The following is a 22,582-nucleotide window of genomic DNA, read 5'->3' as shown; positions in this document are numbered from 1 at the left end:
CGGCGGACCGGGGTCCCGCCGCCTCCGGGGCGGGCGGGGCCTGTTCCGCCGGACGCTTCACGGGACCCGGGTTCACGGGACCCGGGTTCACCAGACCCGGGTTCACGAGGTCTCCGCTCGACCGCCGAGACCTCCCCCGCAAGGCGCGCCGCGCCCACCCCGGTCGCGGACGCGGCGCCGCTCCGGTGCGTGCGCCGCCTCAGCGGTCGACGGTGCGGTCCACCATCGTCGTCGTGTGACGAAGCTGGGCCGTCAGCTCCTCGCCGACCTTGGGCTCCCCGGCCTCGGCCGGTACGAACAGGATCGACATCTGCATGTGCGGCGGCTCCGCGAACCACCGCTGCTTGCCGTCCCAGAGGAATGGCGAGAGATTCCGGTTCACCGTCGCGAGTCCCGCGCGGGCCACGCCCTTCGCCCGCGACGTCATCCCCTGAAGCGCCTTCGGCGACTCCAGTCCCACGCCGTGCGACGTGCCGCCGGCCACCACAACGAGCCACCCGTCGCCCGGAGCCTTCTGCTGCCGGTAACCGAACCGGTCGCCCTTGGCGACGCGGGTCACGTCCAGGATCGAACCCCGGTACTCCGTGGCCGTGTGGTCCCCCAGCCACAGCCGCGTACCGATGCGCGCCCTGAAACGCGTGCGGGGGAACTGCTGCTGGAGCCGCGCGAACTCGTCCGGCCCCAGGTGCGAGACGAACATCGTCTCCAGCGGAAGCCTCGCCGCACGCAACCGGTCCATCCAGCCGATGACTTCCTCCACCGCGTCCGAACCGTCCGTCCGGTCCAGAGGCAGGTGGATCGCGAAGCCCTCCAGCCGCACCTCGTCGATCGCGGCGTGCAGCTTCGGCAGGTCCTCCTCGGTGACGCCGTGCCGCTTCATGCTGCTCATCACCTCGATGACGACCCGTGCGCCGCGCATCAGGCCGACCCCCTCCACCGAGGAGACCGAGCGGATCGCGCGGTCGGGCAGCGGCACCGGTTCCTCGTCCTTGCGGAAGGGGGTGAGCACCAGCAGGTCACCGCCGAAGAAGTCCTTCATGCGGGCGGCCTCGTAGGTCGTGCCGACAGCCAGGATGTCGCTGCCGAAACGCGTGGCCTCGTCGGCCAGTCGCTCATGACCGAAGCCGTAGCCATTGCCCTTGCAGACCGGAACGAGGCCCGGGTACTGCTGGATCACCGACTGCTGGTGCGCCCGCCAGCGATCGGTGTCGACGTACAGGGTGAGCGCCATGGCCGGTTGGGAACCTTTCTTCCGTCTCTCGTCTCGGTCTGATCGCGACCTGTCCTGCAGCGCGCCCCCCAAAGCGCCGTCAGCGTCGCGACATGTAGATGTCGAGGGCCTTGTGCAGCAGCTTATTGAGCGGGAAGTCCCACTCGCCGAGATACTCCGCGGCCTCTCCCCCTGTGCCCACCTTGAACTGGATCAGACCGAAGAGATGGTCGGTCTCGTCCAGCGAATCGCTGATACCGCGAAGGTCGTAGACGCTCGCGCCCAGCGCGTACGCATCCTGAAGCATCCGCCACTGCATCGCGTTCGAAGGCCTCACCTCACGCTTGTGGTTGGCGGAGGCACCGTACGAGTACCACACATGGCCGCCCACGATCAGCATGGTGGCGGCAGCGATCCGCTCACTCTCGTGTTCGGCGAAGTACAGCCGCATGCGGTTCGGGTCCTCGGCGTTGAGGACTTTCCACATCCGCTCGAAGTAAGCCTTGGGCCGTGGACGGAACTTGTCGCGCTCCGCGGTGATCTCGTAGAGCCGCTGCCAGTCGTCGAGGTCCTCCACGCCGCCCTGCACAACTTCGACGCCGGCCTTGTCGGCCTTCTTGATGTTGCGCCGCCACAGCTGGTTGAAGCCCTTGTGCACCTCTTCCAACGACCGTCCCTCAAGGGGGACTTGGAAGACGTAACGCGGCTGCACGTCACCGAATCCGGCGCCGCCGTCCTCGCCCTGCTGCCAGCCCATCCGGCGCAGCCTGTCGGCGACCTCGAAGGCGTGAGGCTCGATCTGCGTCGCCTTCACATCCCTCAGCCGCTTCACGTCCGGGTCCTGGATGCCGCGCTTGATCGCGGAGGCGTCCCACCGCCGGATCACCACCGGCGGGCCCATCTTCACCGAGAAGGCGCCCTGCTGCTTGAGATGGGCCAGCATCGGCCGCATCCACTCCTCCAGTTGCGGCGAGAACCAGTCGATGACCGGGCCCTCCGGCAGGTACGCCAGATACCGCTTGACCTTCGGCAGCTGCCGGTAGAGCACGAGGCCAACGCCGACGAGCTCTCCGTCACCGTCGAACCAGCCCAGGTTCTCCGAGCGCCACTCGCCCTTCACGTCGGCCCAGGCGGGCACCTGGCAGTGGCTGGCCGAGGGCAGGCCGCGGATGTACGCCAGATGCTGCTCACGGCTGATGGTCCTCAGGGTCAGACTCATTGCGGGACGCTCCTCCGGCGCAGGTGGGTGACTCGCCGGGAAGCCTACTGTGCGTCCGGGCCGCGTCACGTCCCGCCGCCGGGCTTCTCCCGCTCGGCCGCGGGAGGCGGCGCGGACAGCGAACACGACCTGCACACCGCGTCCACAGTCTCCTGCGCCGGCACGGCGGGCCGTACGAACAGCCAGGCTGTCACGCCCGCGGCCGCGAGCAGCCCCGCACAGGTGATCATCGCGCCGTGGAAGGCGGCGTCGACATCGGCGGGCGAGCGGTACTCGTCCCCGGACAGGCCGACGATGGCGGGAATGGCCGCCACGGAGATCAGGCCGCCCGTGCGCGCCGCGGCGTTGTTGATGCCGCTCGCGGTCCCCGACCTCTCCACGTCCACCGACTCCAGCACGGTCGCCGTGAGCGGGGCGACCAGCAGCGTCATGCCCGCCCCCAGTCCGGTCCCGGCCGGCAGCACGTCGGCGAAGTACGAGGCGTCCGGTCCGATCCGGAGCATCAGCAGCACGCCGGCACAGGCCAGGACCGGCCCCGCCGTGAGCGGCACGTGGGGCCCGATGCGCTTGCCCAGGCGCGCGGCCCGGCTGGAGAAGGCCAGCATCAGCAGCGTCAGCGGCAGCAGTGCGAGCCCGGCCAGCAGCGGCGGGAACCCGGCGGTGGTCTGGAGCTGAAGCACGAGGAAGAAGGACACGGCGCCCAGCGCCCCGTAGATCAGCAGGGTCACGACATTCGTATACGTGAACAAGCGGACCGAGAAGAGCCCGAGCGGCACCATCGGACGCGGCGAACGGCTCTCCGCCACGATGAACGCCGCTCCGAGCAGGACGGCCGCCGCGCCCGCCACGACCGACTGGAAGGGGTGCGTGGAGGCGACCGTCAGCGCGTAGGTCAGCGAGCACAGCGCCAGCGCGGCGAGCACGGCCCCGGGAATGTCGAAGCGCCCGCCGGCCGCCTCGTCCCGTGTCTCCGGTACGCGGCGCACGGCGACGACCGCGGTCAGGACGGCGAGCGGCAGGTTGATCAGGAACACCCAGCGCCATCCCGGCCCGCCCGCCAGCCAGCCCCCCAGCAGCGGCCCCACCGCTCCGGCCACCCCGCCCAGCCCGGCCCACATCCCCACGGCGGCGGCACGGTCCCGGGGGCGGAAGACCGCCTGAATGATCGCGAGCGACCCCGGTGTCAGCAGCGCGCCTCCCACCCCCTGCAGGCCTCGCGCGCCGACCAGCAGGGGCGCGTTCGGAGCGAGCCCGCACATGGCCGAGGAGACGGCGAACCACAGCACGCCGATGACGAAGATCTTCCGGCGCCCGTACCGGTCCCCGAGGGAGCCGCCGAGCAGGATCAGCCCGGAGAGCGTCAGGAGGTAGGCGTTGACGGCCCACTGGAGCCCGGCGAGGCTCGCGCCCAGGTCCTCACCGATGCGCGGCAGGGCCACGTTCACAGCCGTGCCGTCCAGCAGCACCATGCTCGAGCCCAGGACCGTGGCGAAGAGCACCCAGCGGCCGGTGGCGCCGGACATGGTCACCTCGCCCGCGCGCGCAGATGTCATGGCGTCCATCCTGCTGCCCGCACCCGGGATCGGTGCCGCTCCACGCGCACGCGTGAGGTTCGCCGTCGCCGCCGGCCGGGCCCGCTGCTCACGGCCGTACGGCGCCCCTCGGCGCGCACATGCCGGACACCGCCGATCTCGTCATCATGGGAAGCGCCAGGCCCCGCCGGTGCGGCGCGGATCCGTGCCGGAGCAGGAGGGCAGGAAGCACCACAGCAGGAAGGGGGAACGACGCCATGGAGCTCTTCCCGCCCCTGCCTCTCACCGAGTGGCGGGACACGAAGGAGACCCTGCACCGCTTCGAGCAGCTCGTCGGCAAGATCCGGCTCACATCGAGCAGCCGCCAGAACCACTGGTGGAACGTACCGTTCCACATCACTGGTCGCGGCATCACCACTCGCCCGATGGGCCAGTCCGACGGCAACCCTGTCTTCACGATCGACTTCGACTTCGTCGATCACCAGCTCGTCGTCGCGGCGCTCGACGGAACGGAGATCTCCTTTCCGCTGATGGGCCAGTCCGTGGCCTCGTTCCGCCGGCTGACCCTCGAGGCCCTCACGGACCTGGGCATCCACGCCGAAATCCCCCACCCCGAGCCGTTCGACCTGCCCGACTCCTCCAGGCCGTTCTCGCAGGACACGGAGCACGCCACATACAACCCCGAGCACGCCAACCGCTATTGGCGGATTCTCAGTCAGGTCGGGCTGGTGCTGGAGGAGTTCGCCGGACGCTTCTCCGGCAAGAGCAGCCCGGTGCACCACTTCTGGCACACCTTCGACCTGGCGCACACCCGGTTCTCCGGCCGGCACGTCGAACAGCCGCCGCGGACGGACCCGGTGACCCGCGAGGCGTACTCACGCGAGGTGATCAGCTTCGGCTTCTGGTTCGGCGACGACTCCTTCGCCGAACCCGCCTTCTACGCCTACGCCGCTCCCGAACCCGCGGACCTGGAGGCGGAGCCGCTCCGTCCGGAGTCCGCGCGATGGGTGGCGCAGAACGGCAGCCATCTCGCGCTGCTGCGCTACGACGACGCGCGCGCCTTCGACGAGCCCCGCTCGGCGGTGCTCGACTTCTACGAGAGCGCCTACCGGGCTGCGGCCGCGCGTGCCGACTGGGACATCGAGGCGTTCACGAGCCCGCACGGCATCACGGACCAGCAGCTGGTCGGACACGGCCGCTGAGACCGCCCGCCGGGGAGGTCCCGACCGACGGGGCCGGTCGGTACCGGCCCTGTCGGGAGAGGCCCGCACGGACGGGGCCGGTACCGCGACCGGCTCCGGGCAGTCGGGCACGCCGCACGCCGCACGCCGCACGCCGCACGCCGCACGCCGCACGCCGGCCCGGGGCCGGTGCGCGAAGACCGGCCCGCTCAGTGCAGCTGCCGCTGCCAGTCCGAGGGGACCTTGCCCTCCGGGCCGGGGGTCGGCTGCGACCGGGGATGCGAGGTGGGCGGGGCCAGCCGCGGGCCCTCGTAGATCTGCTCGGTGTCCGCGTTCCAGAACCAGTCCTCACCCGGCTCGAAGCTGGTCAGGAACGGATGCCCGGCCTGCCGGGCGTGCATCGTGGCGTGCTGCCCGGGGGAGGAGTCGCAGCACCCGATGTGCCCGCACGCCGCGCAGCGCCGCAGATGGAACCACCACCCGGGGCCGTCGCCCGCCGAGCACTCGACACACCCGTTGCCGCTCGGCGGCGCCGAGGGATCGATGCCGGGGATTCCGTCCTGCTGTGACATGTGCGGTCTCCTCTCGCTGGCCCGGGCGGGGGCACGAGCGTCATCAGCCGGCAGTCATGGCTCAGCCGTCACACGTTCGGCTGATGGCTGGACGCCGGTGACCCGCGGCCCTACATCCGTCAGCGTAAGCAAGGTGCGCATTCCCGGCATTCCCTGCATTACGGACGGAGGGCGGGCAGCCCGACGGCCGGTACGGCACGGGACGCCGTCGTGCGAACGGCGAGCCCGCGGCCGCAGCGGCCGTGTGCCGTGCGGGAGCCCCGGTCGGGGCGGCGGTCGCGGCGGCGGTCGCGGCGGCGGTCGCGGCGGCGCTCAGCCGAGCAGGCCGCCGTGCGCCATGCCCAGATAGAAGCCGAAGGCCGCCCCGCCCAAGCCGATGATCAGCGCGAAGCGCTCACCCGTCGTGGCGGAGATGAACTGCCCCCAAGCACCCGTGGCGATGCCGGCCAGACCCGTCCAGGCGCTGACCACGTGCAGCCCCGGCCACACCAGCGCCGTCAGGAACGCGACCAGGCCGAGAGCGACCGTCACCGCCGCGAGCGAGCTCTCCAGCGGGTGGGCCCTGCCGTCGTCGAGGAGGATGGAAACCGGGTTGTGCCGTACTGCCTGTGCCATGCGGCACCTCCTGACAGAGGCCGGCGACGGCGGCGCCCTCGTGACGCCGCTCACACCGTTGCGTCCAGGTTGCGGCGACTTGCCCCCGGATTTCAACCGGAAGGCTCAAGCCGGGTACTCTGAACGGTCTGCACCCACCGCCCCCGATCTGAGGCGGGCGGCCGGTGCGGAACGCATCACGAACCTCCTGCCACGGAACGACCGTGGCCGCGAGTCCGAAGGAGGTGGGTTCCACATGCGTCACTACGAGGTGATGGTGATCCTCGACCCCGATCTCGAGGAGCGCGCAATCTCGCCGCTGATCGAGAACTTCCTGTCCGTCGTCCGCGACGCAAAGGGCAAGGTCGAGAAGGTCGACACCTGGGGCCGTCGCCGGCTCTCCTACGAGATCAACAAGAAGCCCGAGGGCATCTACTCGGTCATCGACGTGCAGGCCGAGCCTGCGACCGTCAAGGAACTCGACCGCCAGATGAATCTGAACGAGTCGGTTCTGCGGACCAAGGTCCTGCGCCCCGCCGCCCACTGAGCCGCACGGCACACAGGGCACCACGGACGGGCACAGCACCGCACACCGAGTAGCACCGAGCCACAGCACGAGCCACAGAAGCCACAAGCAGCCAGCAGCACCCCGCCGAGAGGTTCCCCATGGCAGGCGAGACCGTCATCACGGTCGTCGGCAATCTTGTCGACGACCCCGAGCTGCGCTTCACCCCTTCCGGTGCGGCGGTCGCGAAGTTCCGTGTCGCGTCCACCCCCCGGACCTTCGACCGTCAGACCAACGAGTGGAAGGACGGCGAAAGCCTCTTCCTGACCTGCTCGGTCTGGCGGCAGGCGGCGGAGAACGTCGCCGAGTCCCTCACGAAGGGCACGCGCGTCGTCGTACAGGGCCGCCTCAAGCAGCGTTCGTACGAGGACCGCGAGGGCATCAAGCGCACGGTCTACGAGCTGGACGTCGACGAGGTCGGCGCCAGCCTCCGCAATGCCACCGCCAAGATCACCAAGACCAGCGGCCGAGGCGCCCAGGGCGGCGGCTGGGGCGGCGGCCAGGGCGGCGGCCAGCAGGGCGGCGGCGCACCCGCGGGCGACCCGTGGGCCACCGGCGCACCGGCCGGCGGAGGCCAGGGCGGCGGAGGCGGCTGGGGCGGAGGCTCCGGCGGCGGCTACTCGGAGGAGCCCCCCTTCTGACCGGGAGCGCACTCGCGCGTACCGGCCAGGACGACCGCCGCGGAGCACCCGTGGCCGGTCAGGGCAGGGCCAGTCAGCTGCACACTTCTTGAATTTCAACGGAGAGAGACATGGCGAAGCCGCCTGCTCGCAAGCCCAAGAAGAAGGTTTGCGTGTTCTGCAAGGAGAAGATCAACTACGTCGACTACAAGGACACGAACCTGCTGCGGAAGTTTATTTCCGACCGCGGCAAGATCCGTGCCCGCCGAGTCACCGGCAACTGCACCCAGCACCAGCGCGACGTCGCCACGGCCGTGAAGAACAGCCGTGAGATGGCGCTGCTGCCCTACACCTCGACCGCTCGATAAGGGAAGGGTGACCGACAGATGAAGATCATCCTGACCAATGAGGTGTCCGGCCTCGGTGCCGCGGGCGACGTCGTCGAGGTCCGTGACGGCTACGCCCGCAACTACCTGATCCCGCGCCGCGTCGCCATCCGGTGGACGAAGGGCGGGGAGAAGGACGTCGAGCAGATCCGCCGCGCCCGCAAGATCCACGAGATCGCCACGATCGAGCAGGCCAACGAGGTCAAGGCCCGCATCGAGGCCGTCAACGTGCGTCTGAAGGTCCGGGCCGGCGACCAGGGCCGGCTCTTCGGCTCCGTGACCCCGGCCGACATCGCCGGTGCCGTCAAGGAGGCCGGCGGGCCGGAGATCGACAAGCGCCGCATCGAGGTGGGTGCGCCCATCAAGACCCTGGGCTCCCACCAGATCTCGGTGCGACTGCACGCCGATGTGGTCGCCAAGACCGACATCGAGGTCGTCGCCGCCTGATCAGCCGCCACGGCTGAACGGAACGGCTGCGTGCCCCCGTCGGCAACGGCGACAACGGAGGGCCGCGTCCCCTGAACTCAGGGGACGCGGCCCTCCGTTCACGTTCGCCGACCGCCTTGTGCGTGCAGGTGCGCCGGCGGCCCGCACCGGTATCGGCGCGACGGCGGGCAGGGGGTGGTCGGGCGCGGGATCAGGCACGTACGGCGCCCGTCACCACCCACCGGCCGGAGCGGGCGCGCACCCACAGCGTCACCAGCCGCACCCCCATCATCACGCCGGCGATGGCCCACCACAGCGCAGTCAGGCCGCCCCCCATCACCGGGACCAGCAGCGCCACCGGCGCGAACACCGCAAGGGTCACGAGCATCGCCGACGCCAGATACGCGCCGTCGCCCGCACCCATCAGCACACCGTCCAGCACGAACACCACGCCCGCGATCGGCTGCGTCACCGCGACCACCAGCAACGCGGGCGTCAACTCGCCGATCACAGCACCGTCCGACGTGAACAGCGGCATGAACAACGGCCGCGCCGCCGCGACCAGCAGACCCAGCACCACACCCGTGACGACGCCCCACTGCACCATCCGGCGGCACGCCGCCCGGGCACCCGCCTCGTCGCCCGCGCCCAGGTACCGGCCGATGATCGCCTGTCCCGCGATCGCGATCGCGTCCAGCGCGAAGGCCAGCAACGACCAAAGTGTCAGGGCGATTTGATGCGCCGCGATGTCCGCGTCGCCGAGCCGGGCCGCCACCGCCGTCGCGATCATCAGGACGGCACGCAGCGAGAGCGTGCGGATCAGCAACGGTGCGCCCGCCCGGGCGCACGCCCGTACCCCGGCCGGATCGGGACGCAGGGACGCCCCGTGCCGTCGCGCGCCCCGTACGACCACGAACAGGTACACCGCGGCCATCGCCCACTGCGCCAGCACCGTTCCCCAGGCGGAGCCCGCGATGCCGAGCCCGAACCCGTAGACGAGCAGCACGTTCAGGGCGCCGTTCGCGGAGAAGCCTCCCACCGCCACGTACAGGGGCGTCCTTGTGTCCTGAAGGCCCCTCAGCACACCGGTCGCGGCGAGGACCACGAGCATCGCGGGAATGCCGAGCGAACTGATGCGCAGATAGGTCGACCCGTGCGGGGCCGCGGTGGCCGAGGCACCGAAGAGGTCCACGAGCAGCGGAGCCCCCGGCAGCACCACGACGACCACGGCCAGGCCGAGCAGCAGAGCGAGCCAGATGCCGTCCATGCCCTGGCGGATGGCCGCCGGCAGATTTCCGGCACCGACGCGGCGGGCCACGGCGGCGGTGGTGGCGTAGGCAAGGAAGACGAAGACGTTCACCCCGGTCTGCAGCAGGGCCGCCGCCACGCCGAGGCCCGCGAGCTGCGGAGTGCCCAAGTGCCCCACGATGGCGCTGTCCACCATGAGGAAGAGCGGCTCGGCGACGAGGGCGCCGAACGCGGGGAGGGCGAGCGCGACGATTTCGCGGTCGTGGCGCCGCATGGTGGCGCGCCTGGCGGCAGGGTCGCTCATGGGTTCGATCCAAGCATCCACAAGTAATGGTTGCAAGGTGATGCTGACCATTACTCGTGTGGGGCTCGCGTGCGTGTGCGGCAACTGTGTGCCCAGGCTGCGTAACGATCCCCACTCTGGTGCCGACTTTTTTCCCCGCACAGGCGGTGGACGTCGTCGTCACAGGTCAGGAGTGGTCGACGTGGGTCGCGTCCGACTTCTCCACAGGTCTGTCCCCCGTGCCGTACACAGCTTTCGCGGCCTTCTCCACAGAAAGTTGTCCACCGTCCACATCACCCTGTGGATAACAAGATTGGCTGACGCCTCCTTGTCCCCATAACGTGGGCCCTCGCCCGCCCCACAATCCCCTCGTCAACTCCGTTGGCCCGACGCGCCGATGCGGAGCCGGGCGCCCATTGTCAGAGCCGTGCCGTAAGAAAGAGGGGCACTGCGGTCAGGTCCGGTCGTGCGTGATCACCGGACGGGGAGGAGGTGAACGCGTGACTCAGCAGCCGGAACACGTCGACGACCCTTGGGCATCGGATTCCGCTGTCCACGGTGCCGCGCGGCCCGCCCCCGACGACCGCCTCCCCGCGGCCCGCAGCCGTCAGCACGGGCAGGGCGGCCACAACGGCTCCGGCGGGCGCGGCAACGGCCACCCCGAGCGGCACGACCGGGGGCCCGACGGACACGGCCCGGCACCCGCGGCGGTCTCCTTCGAGCGCGTCCCGCCGCAGGATCTCGAGGCCGAACAGTCCGTGCTCGGCGGCATGATGCTCTCCAAGGACGCCATCGCCGACGTCGTCGAAGTCCTCAAGGGCCATGATTTCTACCGGCCCGCCCACGAGACGGTCTACGAGGCGATCCTCGACCTCTACGCGAAGGGCGAGCCTGCCGACCCGATCACCGTCACCGCCGAACTCACCCGGCGCGGCGAGATCAGCCGCGTCGGCGGCCCCGGCTACGTCCACTCCCTCGTGCAGACGGTTCCGACCGCGGCCAACGCCGAGTACTACGCGGAGATCGTCCACGAGCGGGCGGTGCTGCGGCGGCTCGTCGAGGCGGGCACCCGGATCACGCAGATGGGATACGCGGCCGACGGCGACGTCGACGACATCGTCAACTCCGCCCAGGCGGAGATCTATTCGGTCACCGAGCAGCGCACCTCGGAGGACTACCTTCCCCTCGGCGACATCATGGAGGGCGCCCTCGACGAGATCGAGGCGATCGGCTCACGCAGCGGCCAGATGACGGGCGTGCCCACCGGCTTCACCGATCTCGACTCGCTGACGAACGGGCTGCATCCGGGCCAGATGATCGTCATCGCGGCCAGGCCGGCCATGGGCAAGTGCATCGCCGCCGGCACCGAGTTGGTGGAGGCCGGCAGCGGGGAGCGCGTCCGCGTCGAGGACTTCGTCCGCCGGGGCCGGGCCGGCGAACCGCTGGAGGTGTACACCCTCACCGACGACTGGAAGCTGAGCGCCGTGCGGCCGTCGGACTTCCTGCACAACGGCCGTCGTGCGGTGCTCCGGCTGACGACGCGACTGGGCCGTACGGTCTCGGCGACGGCGCGGCATCCGTTCCGCACGCTGCGCGGCTGGGTCCCGCTGGAGGAGTTGCGTCCGGGCGACCGTATCGCCGTGGCCGACGGCCTGGGTGGCTCCGGCCGGCGGGCGCAAGGCCTGCCGGACGCGGAGCTGATTCCCGCCGCCGTCTGGGAGTTGGTCCAGGCGGAGAAGGGCGCGCCGAGCTGGGCCGAGGTCGCCGTCCGCGCGGGCCTGCCGCGTGATCACGACTGGTGCGTGGGCCGGGAGATCAGCAGGCACCGGCTGCTGGAGCTGGGCAAGGCCCTGGACTCACGGCAGTTGACGGACATCGCCGAATCGGACGTGTGGTGGGATGCGGTCGATTCGGTCGTGCCGGACGGCGAGACGGACGTCTACGACCTGACGGTGGAGGAGACGCACAACTTCGTCGCGGACGGCGTCGTCGTGCACAACTCCACGCTCGCACTGGACTTCGCACGCGCATGCTCGATCAGGCACAACATGCCGAGCGTGATCTTCTCGCTGGAGATGGGGCGCAACGAGATCGCGATGCGTCTGCTGTCCGCCGAGGCCCGGGTCGCGCTGCACCACATGCGCTCCGGTTCGATGACGGACGAGGACTGGACGCGGCTGGCCCGCCAGATGCCGGGCGTGACCGAGGCGCCGCTGTACATCGACGACTCCCCGAACCTGTCGATGATGGAGATCCGCGCCAAGTGCCGCCGTCTCAAGCAGCGCAACGACCTCAAGCTCGTGGTGATCGACTACCTCCAGCTGATGCAGACGGGCAGCTCCCGGCGCCCGGAGAGCCGTCAGCAGGAGGTCTCGGAGATGTCCCGGAACCTCAAGCTCCTCGCGAAGGAGCTTGAGGTTCCGGTGATCGCGCTGTCACAGCTCAACCGTGGTCCGGAGCAGCGCACGGACAAGAAGCCGATGGTCTCCGACCTTCGTGAGTCGGGCTGCCTCACCGCTGACACCACCCTGCTCCGAGCGGACACGGGTGCGCCGGTCACCTTCGCCGAGCTGATGGAGAACGGGTCCGACGGTGTCCTGGTGTGGTCCCTGGACGAACATCGCCGGCTGGTCCCGGCCCCGGTCACCAATGTGTTCTCGTCCGGCACCAAGCCCGTCCATCGCCTCCGGCTCGCTTCGGGACGGGAAGTCAAGGCGACTGCGAACCACCGGTTCCTCACCTTCGACGGATGGGCACCCCTCGGAGACCTCGAAGCCGGCAGCCGGATCGCTGTGCCACGGCACACCCCTGAAGCCGTCGCCCCGGGCCTCGACTGGCCGGAACACCGCCTCGGCCTGCTCGCACACCTCATCGGAGACGGCTGTGTCCTGCGGAAGCAGCCCGTCCACTACACGTCGAACGACGAGGAGAATCTCGCGTTCGTAGAAGAGGCGGCAGCCGCCGAGTTCGGCATCACACCGCGGCGCGTCCGACAGGGAACGTGGTGGCACAGCTATCTGCCGGCGCCTCACCGATGCACTCACGGCCGCTACAACCCTCTGCAGACCTGGTTCCGGGAGCTGGGCATCGAAGACCTGCGGTCCCATGAGAAGCACCTCCCGAAGGTGCTGTACTCCGCCACCGATCACGAAGTGGCCGTCTTCCTCCGGCACCTGTGGGCGACCGACGGTTCGGTCTCCTCTGCGAAGCCAGGTCGGACGAGCGCCCCGAAGGTCCACTACTCGACCTCAAGCCGCGCACTCGCCGACGGAGTGGCGCGTCTGCTCTCCCGGTTCGGGATCATCGCGCGGATCACGAAGGTGACGAAGGCGGGCTACAGGCCCGGGTACCACGTCACGATCGCCGACGGTCCCGGGCTGCGCACGTTCTGCCGGAGGATCGGAGTTCACGGTCGACGCGGAGAGAGGATCGCCGAGCTCCTGACCCGTCTCGACGGGCGGGCGACGAACACCAACGCCGACAGCCTCCCCCCTGAAGCGTGGAGCGTGGTCAAGGGGGAACGTCTCGCCGCGGGCCTCACAGAACGCCGGTTCCAAGCTGCCATCGGAACGCAGTACTGCGGATCGACCCTCTACGAGAGGGGCGCGTCACGAGAACGCATGATCCGCTGTGCTGACGCCCTGAACTCGGAAAAGCTGCGAGCCATCGCCGATGACGATGTCTTCTGGGACCGGGTGGTGGAGATCGAACCGCTCGGTGAACAGCCGGTCTTCGATGCCACAGTCAAGGGCACCCACAACTTCGTCGCGGACGGCATCGTCGCGCACAACAGCATCGAACAGGACGCCGACATGGTTGTGCTGCTGCACCGTGAGGACGCGTACGAGAAGGAGTCGCCGCGCGCGGGCGAGGCGGACCTGATCGTGGCGAAGCACCGTAACGGCCCGACGGCGACGATCACGGTCGCCTTTCAGGGGCACTACTCCCGGTTCGTGGACATGGCGCAGACGTAGGGGCGCCGCTCGGGTCGGGGGTACGTCACGGACAGTTCTGCTGTCACGGTCAGCGTTCGCCGTCGTGACGGAGGGGCGGCAAAGGACCCAGCCCCTCCGCTGCACCATGTGGTCAGAAGCCGGCCCGAATGAGGCGGGCCCGCGAGATGATCGCGTCATGACCGAGATCGTCCTGATGTCCGACCCGAGGGTTGCAGCGGTGCCTGTCCAGGAGTGCGGTGAGCTGCTCGTGGATGTGCGCCGAGACAGCCACTTGCCGGTCGACGAGCGGAAGTTGCAGGATTCCGCCGGTGCCTTCGCCTACCTGCGGGAAGGAGTGCTCGACCGCCTCCTCAAGGCACACGCACAGCTTCCTCAAGGGATGCGGCTGCTGTTCGTCGAGGGGTATCGCCCACCGTCCCTTCAGCGCCACTACTACGACGAGTACGCAGCCCACCTGCGGGCCGATCATCCGGAATGGTCCGCCGAGCAGGTTCGCTCAGCAGCGAGCCGTTACGTGTCCCCTCCTGAGATCGCACCGCACAGCGCCGGGGCAGCCGTTGACTTGACGCTCGCCGATGACGGCGGCCGCGAACTCGACATGGGCACTCGCGTGAATGCCAGTCCGGAGGAGAGTTCGGGGGCCTGCTACACGCAGGCGGAGAACATCAGCGAGGAGGCCCGGGATCACCGGCGTCTCCTGGGCGCCGCGCTGACCGCTGCCGGGCTGGTCAACTACCCCACCGAGTGGTGGCACTGGTCATACGGAGACCGCTACTGGGCTCTCGCGACCGGAGCGGCAGCCGCCCCCTACGGACCCACGGACCTCGACTGATGACCGTCATCCTGACGGCAGAACCAACCGCCACCGCACCCGCGTTGCAGCTGCGGCCATGGAAGATCAACGATGCGGAAGCGCTCGTGAGGGCCCACCGTGACCCGGAAATGCGCCGCCGGCTGACCACCACGGTGACCAGCACCGCAGGCGCCCGTCGCTGGATCGACAAGCAGAGCGAAGGGTGGTCCACCGGTGAACGGTTCAGTTTCGCGGTGCTGGAGCACGAGTCCACACAATGCGACACGGACCTCCCGATAGGCCAGGTAGTCGTCAAACCGCTGACCGACACCGATGTCCCCGCAGCGGAGGTGGGCTATTGGGTATCGGCAACCGCCAGAGGACGGGGAATTGCGCCGCGAGCCCTGGAAGCCGTGTCGCGATGGGCACTCGGCTCACAGAGCCCCCTGGCTCTCGAACGTCTCGACCTCATCCACGCACTGACCAACCGCGCATCCTGCCGGGTGGCAGACAAGTGCGGCTACCCCTTGAGCTCCGTACTCCCGCCCCACCCACCTGCGTTCCTTGAAGAAGGGCACCTGCACGTCCGGACGACCAGCACGTCGAGAGAGATGCCAGGCTCCGCAGTAGCGAGGGGGGACAACGAGACGGCGGTCGGGCGCTCGAGGAAAGGACGTGCTGAGCCGTACGGGGACGAAGCGACCGGAACCGGCACGCACCGCGCGTGCCACCAGCCGGCACCGAACGCCTGATTCGCCTTCCGTGCCAGAAGCCGCCCCCGCCACCTCGGCATCCGGTACGGTCCGCGCGTGACCCGGGGAACGCCCCGGGAACGACCGGACGAACGCCCTCGCCCGGCACCCGTGAAGAGGCAGAGAGCCCGTTGGGCTGCGAGGAGTTGTCCCATGTCGTCCCGGACGCGTCGCCACTGTGGCGGAGGGAGCCGGGATCGCGGCGAGGACGGTGCCGCCGGCCCGGTCGCCGACATCGTGCGCCTGGCGCGTTCTGCGCTCTTCGCAGCCGTCTGCGTGGTGACCACGGCGTGGGGACACGCCTTGATGTCCCGCGAGGTCCTGCCCTGGTGGGCAGTGGGCATCGCCTTCGCCGGCGGCGTCCTGGGCGGGTGGTGGCTGACCGGCCGGGAGCGGGGCGCCCCCGCGGTCATCGGCACCACGGTCCTGACCCAGGCGCTGCTGCATCTGCTCTTCACCTTCGCGCCCTGGGCAACGGGCCCCACGGGCACGGCGCATGCCGCGGTGAGCGCTCATCACGGCTCCCACTCGCATGCGATGACGGTGTCCCACGCGGGCATGGCAATGCACCACGGGGAGTCCATGAGCGGCGCGGCGTCCACGGGATCCACCGGCTCGTCCTTCGTCTCCGTCGTCACGCACGGGGGTTCCGCCGGGATGCTCCTGGCGCATCTGCTGGCCGCCGTCATGTGCGGGCTGTGGCTGTGGCGCGGCGAAGCCGCGGTCCATCGCATCGGCCGGGCGCTGGGAGCTGTCCTGTTCGCCCCGCTGCGCCGTGTCTTCCGGGCCCTCTCGCATGCGCGGAGCGGTGGCGGAGCCCCGTCGTGGCGGACGGTCGTCCACGGCGGGGAGCACTGGCAGCCCACCCTCACGGCACTGAAACACGTCGTCATCCGCAGAGGGCCACCACGTGGCGGCGGCGCAGCAAGTCGCCTGTCTCCCGGGGTGCCGCACGCCGTCGGGCAGTGACATCTGCCCGGTGACCGGCGGTGAACGCTGCCGGGTGCGACAGGCGACCGTCCGGCGAGCCCCTGCGCGCGTCGGACCGTTCACCTGGCCATGGGCCGCATCCCTACCGCGCGGTGCGCCGCAGCGGTGTGCCATGAGGCGTTCGGGACGGCCCCGGCCTCCGTCATCGACCGGGAGTTTCCATGAACCACCACACGATTGGTCATGTGCCACTGACTGACACCACGTCAGCGGCACGGCCCACGCTGTCCGTGCGGGGCCCGGCTCCGCGTCCGGCCCGTCTCCGGGTCGCGGTCTGCTGCACCGCCGTGGCTGCGGCGACGGCCCTGCTGTCCGGCTGCGGAAGCGACTCCTCCGGCAGCTCTTCGAAGAAGTCGGCCGGCTCCGCGGCCCCGTCCAAGAGCATGGACGGGATGCACGGCAAGGCGATGGGGGATCCCTCCGCCACACCTGCGAACAAGATCCCCGACGCCGAAGCGGTCGAGGGTTCCTTCAAGCTGCTGGACACGCGCCCGCCCGGCATGGACGACGTGAAGGGCACGGCCTGGCAGGCGCAGGGGCCGAAGGGCACCACGGTGACCGTCTCCCTGACAGGTCTGAAGCCGGGAGACACCTACATGGCACACCTCCACGCACAGCGCTGCTCCGCCGACAACGGTGGTGAACACTTCCAGTTCAAGAAGGGAGGTCCGGCCGCGCCCCCGAACGAGATCCATCTGATGTTCAAGGCGGACAAGGCCGGCAAGGGCATGACGACGGTGAGCAACAAGAAGAAGACCGGCAAGGAAGCGGTCGCTCTCGTCGTCCACCCTCATGACGCTCAGGACAACCGGATCGCATGCGCCGACTTCGACTTCTGACGACAGCGGCGGCTCTGCCGGGGTGCCTGTGCGGGCTTGTGCTGCTCGGCGGCCCCGCACAGGCCCACAGCCCGTTGGAGGAATCGACGCCGGCTCCCGGTTCCAGGGTCGGAACCGGTACGAGCGTCATTTCCCTGACGTTCCCCTCACTGGCCTCCGGCACCACGCCGAAGGTCACCGTGACTCAAGCCGACGGCGCTTCCGTGCCCGTGGGTAAGCCCGTGGTGGCCGACGACTCCGTCGTCTGCGCCGCCGTCGGCCCCCTGCACGCGGGGGTGACGACACTCACCTACCGCGTGACGGCTGCTGACGGGGACCGCCAGACCAGCTCCTTCCAGTTCGAGGTCGCCGACGGCGCACGCGCCGCTGCCGCTCCGGACGCCTGTCGGGAGCGGAAGCTGGCGGAACCCGTCGCCGAAGTGAAGCCGGAGAAGGGCGAGACGATTCTGGGGGTCGACCGCACCGTGGCGCTCGTGGTCATGGCGGCGGCCGCCGTGCTGGCCGTCGGCGGGTCGGCGCTCGCTGTGCGCAGGAGGCGGCAGGGGTGACGAGGCTCGCCCACGGGCTCCGGGCCGAGTTCCGGAGGCCCGGAGCCCGGGCGCGGAACGTGCCTGCCCGGGCTCGGGTCCCGGAAGGGGGTGTTTCCGGCGTGACTTGACGATCCTCCTGCACGGAGGGGGGGCCGGTTCGGCGGACAAGCCGGGCCGGGCCCGTACCGCACCGGCATCGAGCGTGCGGCGCATAGGCGGTTACCGGTGCCCGGGGGGAACGCGTCGGGGTGCGTTGCAGGTCGCCCGGGGCAACGATGACCTGTCGTGAGGCGCTGCGGGCCGTGTATGGTGCCTGCCGGTGTGCCGGGAAGCCTGGTCGGCGATTAAGAGGCGACTCTCTTTTCCGATCGGTGGGGCTTCCAGTGGTGCTCGTAGTGGTCTTCGGTGCGGCGCTGCTTGTCGCGGTGCTGTTCTCGGGTCTGGCGGCCCGGTCGGTGCTCTCCACCTCCCTGCTGTTCCTCGTCGGCGGAGCTCTCGTCGGTGACGGTTTCCTCGGGTGGATCCACATCACCCCGGACAGCGATGTTGTCGCCGTCACGGCGGATCTGGCGTTGTTCGCGGTGCTGTTCACAGACGGAATGCACGTCTCGTTCCCGAGCCTTCGCCGCGCGTGGCGCTCTCCCGCCAGGGCGCTCGTGCTGGGGATGCCGTTGGCATTCGTCGGTGTTGCGGCGGCAGCGCACTTCCTCGCCGGTCTCGACTGGACGACGTCGTTCCTGATCGGGGCGGTGCTGTCGCCCACAGACCCCGTTTTCGCCTCCGCGATCGTCGGCCGCAAGGAAGTGCCCGCCCGGCTGCGGCAGTTGCTGAACGTGGAGAGCGGCATCAACGACGGTCTCGCCCTGCCCGTCGTGCTGATGCTCGTGGCGGCGGCGGGGCCTTCGGCGCAGACTTTCACCGCGTCGCCGGCCGCGGTTCTCCTGGAGCTGGTCACGGGCTTGGCACTGGGGATCGTGCTTCCGCTCGCCGTCCACTGGATCACGCGCCTGCCGCTTCTGGGTGCCGAGCCCAAGCTGCAGCCGCTGTTGCCGCTGTCGGTCGGCGTGATCCTCTACGCGGCCTGTCATCTGACGCACGCCAACGCCTACTTGGCGGCGTTCGGCGCCGGCGCCGTGCTGGCCTCCGTCTCCCCGGAGGGCAAGCGGGCGTTCGAGCCCCTGGGCGAGACGGTCGCCGAACTGGCCAAGTTCGCGGCCCTGCTCGTCTTCGGCGCCCTGCTGACTCCGTCCCTCTTCGGTGGGCTGTCCTGGGGCGGGTACGCGGCGGTCATCGTGACGATCTTGCTCATCCGGCCCGCGTCGCTACTGTTGTCGCTGATCGGCACGCATTTCGACAGACGGGAACGGCTCACGGCTGCCTGGTTCGGGCCGAAGGGTTTCGCTTCGGTCGTCTACGGGCTGCTGGTGCTGCAATCCGGTGTCCCGCACGGGCAGGACGCGTTCACGCTCGTAGCGGTGTGCATCGCTTTCTCCATCGTGGCGCACAGCAGCACCGACGTTCCGATCGCCCGCCTCTTCCACCTCGAGGAACTGGTCGGCATCCCGGACGACGCGGACGCGAGCAGCCATGAGACGGGCTCCGTGGTGGGGAGGGATGCTCAGGGCGGCGGCGGAACAGTGAAGGAGAACGGCAATGCGAGCACGTGACCTGGCCGAGGATTACCCCTCCGTGACCCTCGGCAGCGACATCCTGGACGCGGCACGGATGCTGGCCGGACAGCGTCTGCCGGGACTGGTGGTGGTGGACGAGCGCGACCGCCCGGTCGCTGTACTGCCGGCCTCACAGCTGGTCAGCCTGCTTGTGCCCCAGTATGTGATCGAGGACCCGGCGTTGGCCGGGGTCGTCGACGAGGCGCATGCCGACCGGGTGTGCGAAGCCCTCGCCGGAAGGCCCGTCTCCGAGGCACTTCCACCCGCGCGTGACCGGCACAAGCCGCCGCTGGCCGATGCGGAGGACACCGCCCTGGAAGTCGCCGCCCTCATGGCCCGTGAGCACAGCCCGCTGGTCGCGGTCATGGAAGGGCAGGCGGAAGGTTCACCTGCCAGGGGCGAGCCGCCCCGGATGCTCGGCGTGATCACGGCGCCGCACCTGCTGGACCGACTGTTGGGAGCAACGTGAACGACTGGCACGGCTGGGCGGCGATCGTGGCGTTCGTCGCCGCGTACGTGCTGATCGTCACCGAACGGGTCCACCGCACGGCCGCCGCGCTCGGCGGCGCGGCGGTCATGCTCGCGATCGGCGCCACCGACGACAAGGCGGCCTTCTACAGCGAACGTTCGGGCGTCGACTGGAACGTCGTCTTCCTGCTGCTGGGCATGATGGTGATCGTCGGCGTGCTGCGGCAGACCGGCGTCTTCGAGTACTTGGCGATCTGGTCGGTCAAGCGCGCCCGCGGGCGGCCCTTCAGGGTCATGACGATGCTGATAGTGATCACCGCAGCGGCCTCCGCCCTGCTGGACAACGTCACCACGGTGCTGCTCGTGGCTCCCGTGACGCTGCTGGTCTGCGAGCGGCTCGGGCTGCGGTCCGCCCCCTACCTGATCGCCGAAGTCCTCGCGTCCAACATCGGCGGAGCCGCCACTCTGGTCGGTGACCCGCCGAACATCATCATCGCCAGCCGGGGCGGGCTCACGTTCAACGACTTCCTCGTGCACATGCTGCCCATCGCCGTCGTGCTGACGGCTGTCCTGGTGCTGCTCTGCCGGGTCATGTTCCGCCGGAGCTTCGTCTACGACGAGGAGCGCACCAAGGAAGTCATGGCGCTGGAGGAACGCGACGCCATTCACAACCGGCGGCTGCTGTACCAGTCGCTCCTGGTCCTCGTCCTCGTCGTCGCCGGGTTCGTGCTGCATCCGGTGCTGCACTTCGAGCCGAGCGTCGTGGCGCTGCTCGGCGCGGGGCTGCTGATCGCCATCTCCACGGCCGAGACGGGGAGAGTGCTCAAGGAAGTGGAGTGGCCCACGCTGGCCTTCTTCGCCGGACTGTTCGTCATGGTCGGCGCGTTGATCGAGACCGGCGTCATCGGCGAGCTGTCCAAGTCACTGGCGGCGGCCACCGGGGGAGAGCCGCTGCTCGCGTCGATGCTCCTGCTGTTCGGATCGGCAGGTCTGTCGGGCATCGTCGACAACATCCCGTACGTCGCGACGATGGCTCCCATCACCGCGGACCTGGTGCGCGACATGGGGGGCAACGGTCCGCACGTGCTGTGGTGGGCGCTGGCGCTCGGTGCCGACCTGGGCGGCAACGCCACCGCCGTCGGTGCTTCGGCCAACGTCGTCGTCCTGGGGATCGCCGAATCCAACCGCCAGCCCATCTCCTTCTGGCAGTTCACCAAGTACGGCCTCATCGTGACCGCGGTGACGGTGTCCCTGGCGGGGGCATACGTCTGGCTGCGCTACTTCGCCCTGGCCTGATCGCCGCGGGGTGCCGACCGGGCACCCCTGCGGCCTCGGCCGTGGGACGTGGGGGTGCAGGGATGCTTGCCCACGCCTCCCGGCAGGAGCACGATGGCAGCGCCCGAACGCATGCTCTCCTCGGGGCGGTGGCAGACGAGCTGCGGCGGGCCGCAAGCGAGTCATCCGTGCGCCCAGGTGGAGTCGTCGTGCTGTCGAAGCGAGACAGGGAAGTGCTCGAGGTCATGGAGGCTGCGCTCGCCGTGGGCGACCCGCGGTGGGCCCGCCAGTTCACCGGGGACTGTCCCCGGCCGAGGCGCCGTTGGCACGGTGCGCCGGCGCAGCCGGCGGTTCTGATCTGGCTCGGGGCGCTGTGCCTCGGGATCGTGAGCGAGAACCCCGTCGTCGACACCCTCGTCGTGATCTTCCTGGTCACGACTCCGGTGGCGGCGCTGCTCGTGCGGGCCCGACGAGACGCGCAGGCCGGCTCCCCCGCTCCATGACGCGGTGCTCGATCCGGTGGGAGAGGGACGTAGGGCACCTCGGAGAATCGAGCGAGGCGCGGGGCCTGCAATCTGACTGCCCGGTGGCATCTGCGCACAGCGATGCGGAAGCCAACGGCCGGTGAAGACTGCCGGAAGTCGGCAATGCGAGCCGGACCTCCTGAAGCCGAGACTGCAACAGGGACGGGCGCCTGCGACGTTCCGGTGAGACCGCGCGCGAGCAGCGAAACGGGGGGTGCATGTCCCGTACGAGCTCTCGCGAGGACCCCGCACGCCACCTGTCGATTCTGTGGGTGAAGGCGACCGACTACGGCAGCACCGAGGACCGGCTGATCGACCCCGCACCGCTGACCCGGCTCCTCGCCGCCTGGTCGGGGACCGGCGGTGACCAACTCGAAGCGCTGTCGCGCGAAGTGGTCCAGGACCCCCACGACGGGCCCGTCCATCTCGTGCGACTGGTGGCCGCGATGGAAGCCAGCGCCCGGGCGACCGGCGGCACGCTCTCGAGCGTCACCGATACGCCGGCTGTGACCGCCATCTGCGGAGGCACCCTCCATCACCTTGTCGAAGTCCTGCAGTCGAACGGCCTCCGTGCCGCCGCGTCCGCGGCCGGGTCTCTGGACTTCGAGTCCAGACTCCTGGCCGTCAAGGCCCTGCGCCGCTTCTGGCAGGCGCCGCTCCGCACCCTCTGCGAGCCTCTCCGCGACGCTCAAGTCCTGCAGCCTTCCCGGACGTTGTGGCGGTTCTGAGGACGAGCTCGCGGCAGCCATCCCTGGTCCGCGCCGGGCGCGGTTGGAAGGAGCGGGACGCTTCCTCGCCGAGGACGATCCGCGGGGTACGGCCGAAGTGCTTCTCGAATTCCCGGCGGAGCGTGCAGTGTGAGACCAGTCCGTCGCCGCTCCTCGCCGCTCCTCGCCGCTCCTCGCCTCTCCTCGCCGCTCCTCGCCTCTCCTCGCCTCTCCTCGCCTCT

The 22,582-nt window shown here is 69.9% G+C and carries 22 protein-coding genes; 16 read left to right on the top strand and 6 right to left on the bottom strand.

The window, feature by feature from the left end:
- Positions 1 to 199: 199 nt before the first annotated feature.
- The 3 genes from EV375_RS18475 to EV375_RS18465 form a co-directional block, all read right to left on the bottom strand.
- A complete protein-coding gene (locus EV375_RS18475; RefSeq protein ID WP_055484690.1) occupies positions 200 to 1,231 on the bottom strand; it encodes an alanine racemase in 1,032 nt (343 codons plus the stop codon).
- 79 nt (positions 1,232 to 1,310) lie between these two features.
- Positions 1,311 to 2,429 (bottom strand): peptidoglycan bridge formation glycyltransferase FemA/FemB family protein, encoded by a 1,119-nt coding sequence (locus tag EV375_RS18470; RefSeq protein ID WP_130300406.1) that lies wholly within the window; start codon positions 2,427 to 2,429, stop codon positions 1,311 to 1,313.
- Between the two features lie 65 nt (positions 2,430 to 2,494).
- Positions 2,495 to 3,982 carry an MFS transporter gene (locus EV375_RS18465; RefSeq protein ID WP_130300405.1) on the bottom strand — a complete coding sequence of 496 codons (1,488 nt, stop codon included), beginning with the start codon at positions 3,980 to 3,982 and terminating at the stop codon, positions 2,495 to 2,497.
- Positions 3,983 to 4,218: 236 nt separating this feature from the next.
- Here EV375_RS18465 and EV375_RS18460 point away from each other — a divergent pair, with 236 nt between their 5' ends.
- Positions 4,219 to 5,163 carry a DUF5996 family protein gene (locus EV375_RS18460; protein WP_130300404.1) on the top strand — a complete coding sequence of 315 codons (945 nt, stop codon included), beginning with the start codon at positions 4,219 to 4,221 and terminating at the stop codon, positions 5,161 to 5,163.
- Between the two features lie 188 nt (positions 5,164 to 5,351).
- Here EV375_RS18460 and EV375_RS18455 read toward each other — a convergent pair whose 3' ends face one another.
- Positions 5,352 to 5,714 carry a UBP-type zinc finger domain-containing protein gene (locus EV375_RS18455; RefSeq protein WP_130300403.1) on the bottom strand — a complete coding sequence of 121 codons (363 nt, stop codon included), beginning with the start codon at positions 5,712 to 5,714 and terminating at the stop codon, positions 5,352 to 5,354.
- 312 nt (positions 5,715 to 6,026) lie between these two features.
- Positions 6,027 to 6,329: a hypothetical protein gene (locus EV375_RS18450; RefSeq protein ID WP_130300402.1), complete on the bottom strand. Its 303-nt coding sequence runs from the start codon at positions 6,327 to 6,329 to the stop codon at positions 6,027 to 6,029.
- A gap of 235 nt (positions 6,330 to 6,564) precedes the next feature.
- Between EV375_RS18450 and rpsF the strand changes: the two genes are divergently transcribed.
- The 4 genes from rpsF (at position 6,565) to rplI (ending at position 8,326) form a co-directional block, all read left to right on the top strand.
- Positions 6,565 to 6,855, top strand: a complete 291-nt coding sequence (rpsF, locus tag EV375_RS18445; protein WP_130300401.1) for a 30S ribosomal protein S6 — start codon at positions 6,565 to 6,567, stop codon at positions 6,853 to 6,855.
- Between the two features lie 119 nt (positions 6,856 to 6,974).
- On the top strand, positions 6,975 to 7,514 hold the full coding sequence (locus EV375_RS18440) for a single-stranded DNA-binding protein (RefSeq protein ID WP_130300400.1): 540 nt from the start codon (positions 6,975 to 6,977) through the stop codon (positions 7,512 to 7,514).
- A gap of 110 nt (positions 7,515 to 7,624) precedes the next feature.
- On the top strand, positions 7,625 to 7,861 hold the full coding sequence (rpsR, locus tag EV375_RS18435) for a 30S ribosomal protein S18 (RefSeq protein ID WP_028438380.1): 237 nt from the start codon (positions 7,625 to 7,627) through the stop codon (positions 7,859 to 7,861).
- An 18-nt stretch (positions 7,862 to 7,879) separates the two neighbouring features.
- Positions 7,880 to 8,326, top strand: coding sequence for a 50S ribosomal protein L9 (gene rplI / locus EV375_RS18430; protein ID WP_130300399.1), 447 nt, complete (start codon positions 7,880 to 7,882; stop codon positions 8,324 to 8,326).
- Between the two features lie 190 nt (positions 8,327 to 8,516).
- On the opposite strand, the gene EV375_RS18425 is transcribed toward rplI, so the two are convergent.
- The gene (locus EV375_RS18425; RefSeq protein ID WP_130300398.1) at positions 8,517 to 9,857 is read right to left on the bottom strand and encodes an MATE family efflux transporter; all 1,341 of its coding nucleotides are present in this window, start codon (positions 9,855 to 9,857) and stop codon (positions 8,517 to 8,519) included.
- Between the two features lie 479 nt (positions 9,858 to 10,336).
- On the opposite strand from EV375_RS18425, the gene EV375_RS18420 reads away from it, so the two are divergent.
- The 11 genes from EV375_RS18420 to EV375_RS18370 all read left to right on the top strand — a co-directional run bounded on the left by EV375_RS18420 (position 10,337) and on the right by EV375_RS18370 (position 22,361).
- Positions 10,337 to 13,810: a replicative DNA helicase gene (locus EV375_RS18420; protein WP_486588568.1), complete on the top strand. Its 3,474-nt coding sequence runs from the start codon at positions 10,337 to 10,339 to the stop codon at positions 13,808 to 13,810.
- Between the two features lie 157 nt (positions 13,811 to 13,967).
- Complete coding sequence (locus EV375_RS18415) at positions 13,968 to 14,624, top strand: M15 family metallopeptidase (RefSeq protein WP_130300397.1); 657 nt, start codon at positions 13,968 to 13,970, stop codon at positions 14,622 to 14,624.
- Positions 14,624 to 15,337 (top strand): GNAT family N-acetyltransferase, encoded by a 714-nt coding sequence (locus tag EV375_RS18410; protein WP_130300396.1) that lies wholly within the window; start codon positions 14,624 to 14,626, stop codon positions 15,335 to 15,337. The genes EV375_RS18415 and EV375_RS18410 overlap by 1 nt, the downstream gene beginning before the upstream one ends.
- A 153-nt stretch (positions 15,338 to 15,490) precedes the next feature.
- Positions 15,491 to 16,306 carry a hypothetical protein gene (locus tag EV375_RS18405; RefSeq protein ID WP_486588567.1) on the top strand — a complete coding sequence of 272 codons (816 nt, stop codon included), beginning with the start codon at positions 15,491 to 15,493 and terminating at the stop codon, positions 16,304 to 16,306.
- Positions 16,307 to 16,512: 206 nt separating this feature from the next.
- Positions 16,513 to 17,166: a superoxide dismutase family protein gene (locus EV375_RS18400; protein WP_486588566.1), complete on the top strand. Its 654-nt coding sequence runs from the start codon at positions 16,513 to 16,515 to the stop codon at positions 17,164 to 17,166.
- A complete protein-coding gene (locus EV375_RS18395) occupies positions 17,145 to 17,714 on the top strand; it encodes a copper resistance CopC family protein (RefSeq protein ID WP_130300394.1) in 570 nt (189 codons plus the stop codon). Before EV375_RS18400 ends, EV375_RS18395 begins: the two co-directional genes overlap by 22 nt.
- Before the next feature lie 365 nt (positions 17,715 to 18,079).
- Positions 18,080 to 19,363, top strand: coding sequence for a cation:proton antiporter domain-containing protein (locus EV375_RS18390; RefSeq protein WP_130300393.1), 1,284 nt, complete (start codon positions 18,080 to 18,082; stop codon positions 19,361 to 19,363).
- Positions 19,350 to 19,835, top strand: coding sequence for a CBS domain-containing protein (locus EV375_RS18385; protein WP_130300392.1), 486 nt, complete (start codon positions 19,350 to 19,352; stop codon positions 19,833 to 19,835). Before EV375_RS18390 ends, EV375_RS18385 begins: the two co-directional genes overlap by 14 nt.
- Positions 19,832 to 21,130, top strand: a complete 1,299-nt coding sequence (locus EV375_RS18380; protein ID WP_130300391.1) for an ArsB/NhaD family transporter — start codon at positions 19,832 to 19,834, stop codon at positions 21,128 to 21,130. Before EV375_RS18385 ends, EV375_RS18380 begins: the two co-directional genes overlap by 4 nt.
- Before the next feature lie 188 nt (positions 21,131 to 21,318).
- The gene (locus EV375_RS18375) at positions 21,319 to 21,612 is read left to right on the top strand and encodes a DUF3040 domain-containing protein (protein WP_165434769.1); all 294 of its coding nucleotides are present in this window, start codon (positions 21,319 to 21,321) and stop codon (positions 21,610 to 21,612) included.
- Positions 21,613 to 21,851: 239 nt separating this feature from the next.
- Positions 21,852 to 22,361, top strand: coding sequence for a hypothetical protein (locus EV375_RS18370; protein WP_130300389.1), 510 nt, complete (start codon positions 21,852 to 21,854; stop codon positions 22,359 to 22,361).
- The last annotated feature ends 221 nt before the right edge of the window (positions 22,362 to 22,582 follow it).

Source organism: Streptomyces sp. CNZ301 (assembly GCF_004217425.1).
This window is presented reverse-complemented; position numbering and strand designations above follow the sequence as displayed.